Source organism: Trichococcus sp. (assembly GCF_049589555.1).
Taxonomy (GTDB): domain Bacteria; phylum Bacillota; class Bacilli; order Lactobacillales; family Aerococcaceae; genus Trichococcus.
Window position 1 is genome coordinate 1 of record NZ_JBAWAZ010000074.1, and the last position, 4292, is coordinate 4292.

A 4292-nucleotide genomic window follows, 5' to 3' on the forward strand; every position below is an offset into this window, starting at 1 on the left:
ACCAACGGGTTGAGATAATCCTTCGTTGCTTCCTCGCCGCCGCTGTGCGTAGAGAAGACGACGAAAATGCTCCAGGATCCTTTTTCTAAATCTAGTTGGATCGTGTTGTCTTGATAACATTCCGTGATATCCACCAGGGATGTCGGATCGATGGGATCTCCCTCGACTGTATAATTTGAAGTACGCTTTGCCATGTAGACGCCGAGAGTCTCGATGACGTCTGTGCGTTCTTTGCTCCAAGGGCGACCCTTCAGCATCGAGGCATCGATGCGGGCTTTCTTCATCGGACCGACCACGTCAAATCTGCGCATCGACAAGTATTGTTTCCGCAAAGCCGGGAAAGCATCGCGGATCTGTCCATTGGCGAATCCTGTCGGGAAGTGGGAATCATCAAGCAACCAGATCTTCATGTCGCGTTTTTCGCATTCACGGATGATGATAGCTAGATCTTCCCACCATTTGTCCCCGACAAAATCCGGGTGTGGCCGCGATTCAACGCAGACCGCCCGCATGCCGGATTGATGGATTTTCTCCACATAAGTCACTAGTGTTTCTTCGTCTTCCCCGTGCTGCCAAAAGAACGGGTAGAAATGATTCGGTAATTTTCCGATTGGGCCTGTAATATTTTTCAACATAAACTCACTGCTCTCATTTTAATATTCTTTTATCGATTTTTCTGCTGGCACAAGGAAGTAGGCAATCACTGCAGAAACAGCCATGGCCAATAAAGCACAAGCTATGAATCCGTAAAAACTGATATCCAAGCCTGCCGGATTGATCATAGCCGGAATTCGGAACAAGCCATCCCCTCCAAATGAATAAAGCTTCCCACCAAGAGCTGCTAGGATTCCTCCAGCCACTCCGCCGCCAATCCAGGCTGCTGAGAAAATTTTGAAATTCGGGATGATGATTGAATAGATGGTAGGTTCCGTCACACCGCACAGACAGGAAGCCAGATTCCCGAATCCTAATGATTTCTCGCCTTTGTCTTTCACTTTCAGCGCATAACCAAGAGATACTCCGGCTAATGCCCAAACCGTTAATCCCAAAACCGCATTGATCGGGTCACTTCCTAAAGTAACTAGATTATTGATCAGCACGGGAATAAAGGCGCCATGAAGTCCCAATACAACCATTAACTGCCAAAATGCACCGAACAGAATTCCTCCGATAATTGGGCTGAAGTTGAAAATACCTAAAACAACTGTTGAAAGTCCTGTAGAAACGAGATTCATGACTGGTCCTATTGCTAACAGAGTCAACGGAACAATGATAGCTAACGTTAAGGCAGGCACGAACATCAATTGCAGAATTTGGGGCAAAGTATTTTTTAGAAATTTTTCAACATGTGATGCCGCCCAAACGGCTGCAATCGCCGGCAACAAGGACTGGGAATAATTGATCAATTGCATCGGTATTCTTAGAAATGTCAGTGGTTCGCCTAATGTTATTGCCTCCAACAACGTAGGATACATGATCGCGGCCCCAATTACCGCACCGGTATATTGATTTGCTTTGAAAACTCGCGCTGCGCTGAATCCTATCAAAACTGGCATGAAATACATCACCGCATTTGCTGCTGCATAAAGTGCCAAATAAGTGCCGCTTGTGTTTGTAATGAGTCCAAAAGTCACCAATATTGCCAATACGCCTTTGATCATCCCTGATCCGACCATCACACCAAGCATCGGCGTGATGCAGCCACTGATCACTTTAAAGAATCGGTCGAACAGACTGCCTTCTTTTGCTTCGGATTTTCCCGCGGGGGCGGTTACATTTTCCGCGCCGATATATTCGCGAACAACCGGAGCGATATCCGAAACTTCTGTTCCTATGATGACTTGATATTGTCCGCCTCTGTTCATGATGCCTTTTACTTGCTTCAATTGCTTTAAAGCCGATTCATTTGCGGAAGCATCATCCTTCAACACAAACCTTAAGCGTGTCATACAATTTGTTACTTCAAGGATATTCTCTTTGCCGCCGACATGCGCAACGACATCTTTTGCTAACTGATCATAATTTTTTTTAACCATAATTGCATTCCTCCTAATTGGTTTGGAATATAGCTGCGGATATCAAATATTTAGGCGCCTACCTTGACCACATCTTCATTCCGTTGTCTTAACAATATGAATTATAGCGTTTCCAATGTATAATAAGAATATCAAACAACGGTACATTTCGTACCATATTTTTAGGTGGTGAAAACGTGAACTTTATCGAACTGGATTCCTATTTGCGCAAACATAGCGCCAGCGAAGAACGTTATATGAAAGAACCAGTGTTGTCAGAATGGTTTAAGGATGACAACAAGGTGCTTGTTGATGGCCGCTATGTGTTTCATTTCTCCAAACCGTTTCTGTCGGTTTCCGCAAAGCAGGAATATTTCGTCAACAAACATTCGCGCTTCATCCACGTCCCGGAGCATATCCATGAGTATATCGAACTGAATTTTGTCTACAGCGGGCAATGCGGGCAGACGATCAACAACAAAGATGTGCTTCTGAAAAAGGGGGATATTGTTCTCATCGATACGGAAATCCCCCATTCCATTGCGAAGACTGGGGAGGATGATATCATCATCAACCTTATCATCAATCAGAATTTCTTTTCCAAGTGTCTTTCGCAGATTGCCGCAACTGAAAGCTACCTTTCTCAATTTCTTTTGCAGGCGATATCGGATTCTCAGAAGCATAACCAGTATTTGATATTCCGCTATACGAATACGGAGAAAATTTCGCTGTTGTTTCAGCAGTTATTGTGCGAAGTCTATGAACCGGGCATTGGCACGAAGGAAATGCAGGATCTTTACATCCAATTGATTTTCTTGGAGCTCATCCGCTCTTTTTCCGTCGAAGTCAACGGCACGGAATTGGAGACGCAGCAGACGAAATTGGCTTTGGATATTTTGGGTTACATCGAGGAGCATTATGAGACTTGTTCGTTGGGTGAAACTGCCGCGCATTTTGGGTACAACGCATCCTACTTCAGCCATATGATCCGGAAGACCACTGGCATGAGCTTCAAGGAGTTGATTCTGAACAAGCGGATAGAAAACAGCCGCATCCAGTTGATCCATTCATCCAAACCGGTCCGGGACGTTGCCTTGGATTGCGGGTTCACCAACCTCAACCATTATTACAAGCTTTTCCAGGAGCACTTCGGGATGACACCGTCGAAATACCGGAAAGCGAATCAGATCAGCGAGTAGGAATTGACTGGGAATATGGAGCCTGTATTCTTGGTTGGTGGCGGGGAGCCGTTTTTCCCCGCCAAAAGGGCTTTGACGGGGAATCTCGAGTGGTCCGTTGTCATTTTTCCCCGCCAAAGTGGTTTTGGCGGGTTTTCTGACTGTGTTTTGAACTGAAATAGCCCGCCAAAAGCTTTTTGGCGGGCTATCTCTATTCATACATTCAATTCCGATGCTACTTTTTCTCCACTTTCTTGCCGACAGCCGCCAGGAAAATCGTGAATTCATCCTCGCCATCCAAATGCAGCAGCTCGTCGACCATATCCTGATCGTAGATGCCCAACGCGCAGGTGCCGGCATCGATCGATTCGCTCGTCAGGTACAGGTTTTCCATGACCGCGCCGATGTCGATCAGGATTTTTTTGTGGGCGGTGATGTCGTACTTCCATTCCGAACGGTACGGGATGCAGCTCCAAGAGAAGATGACAGATGCGCGTTTGGCGAAGTTCGGCACGAACGGCTGGTCGAGCGTCATTTTATCGACCTGTTCATCAATGTCGTTGACTTCGCTCAGGTACAGCAGTTTGTGGCAATCCGCCAAATAGCGGTATACGCCCTTCTTCAGACCGTCCACATTGAGGATGAACAGGTAGGTCTCGAAGGAATGCGTTCCACCGCTGCAGGGAACCGTGCGGAAGGTGATGCCCGATCTGTTTGTGCCGGTGATGGCCTGTGTGCTCCACAACAGGTAGGAAAGTTCGTCAATCGTGAGCGCATCTTTCGCATAATGGCGGACGCTTCTTCTTTCCTTGATGATTTCGTAGATGTTTTCCTTCTTCACAACCCCGCCGTCGACGGCAGGCAGATCCACGATTTCTGCATTGGCGTCATAGTCTTTGACGTTCGGCGGCTGCGGAATCCCCTTCTGTTTATCCGTTTCGATCGCGCTGAATGTTTTGAAATCCGACTTCAGAAAATTGCGTTGTTCTTCATATCTTGCCATGGTAAACCTCCATTTTTCTTACTATTTTACCACGGATTGTGAATGTTCGCACTATATCGGACTAAGGGTTTCCCCTGTATTTTCAGGTTATGTGGG

Annotated in this window: 3 protein-coding genes and 1 pseudogene; 1 reads left to right on the forward strand and 3 read right to left on the reverse strand. The window is 46.5% G+C overall.

The genetic code is table 11. The features are described 5' to 3' along the window. Nucleotides 1-635 (reverse strand): annotated as a pseudogene (locus tag WBV27_RS03475) (glycoside hydrolase family 2); the annotation flags it as partial. A gap of 18 nt (nucleotides 636-653) precedes the next feature. Next, a complete protein-coding gene (locus tag WBV27_RS03480) occupies nucleotides 654-2036 on the reverse strand; it encodes a PTS transporter subunit EIIC (protein WP_424199457.1) in 1383 nt (460 codons plus the stop codon). A 176-nt stretch (nucleotides 2037-2212) separates the two neighbouring features. Here WBV27_RS03480 and WBV27_RS03485 point away from each other — a divergent pair, with 176 nt between their 5' ends. Further along, the gene (locus tag WBV27_RS03485) at nucleotides 2213-3214 is read left to right on the forward strand and encodes an AraC family transcriptional regulator (RefSeq protein ID WP_424199459.1); all 1002 of its coding nucleotides are present in this window, start codon (nucleotides 2213-2215) and stop codon (nucleotides 3212-3214) included. Between the two features lie 214 nt (nucleotides 3215-3428). Here the strand turns inward: WBV27_RS03485 and WBV27_RS03490 are convergent, their stop codons facing one another. Then, on the reverse strand, nucleotides 3429-4196 hold the full coding sequence (locus WBV27_RS03490) for a SagB/ThcOx family dehydrogenase (protein WP_424199461.1): 768 nt from the start codon (nucleotides 4194-4196) through the stop codon (nucleotides 3429-3431). Nucleotides 4197-4292 lie beyond the last annotated feature (96 nt).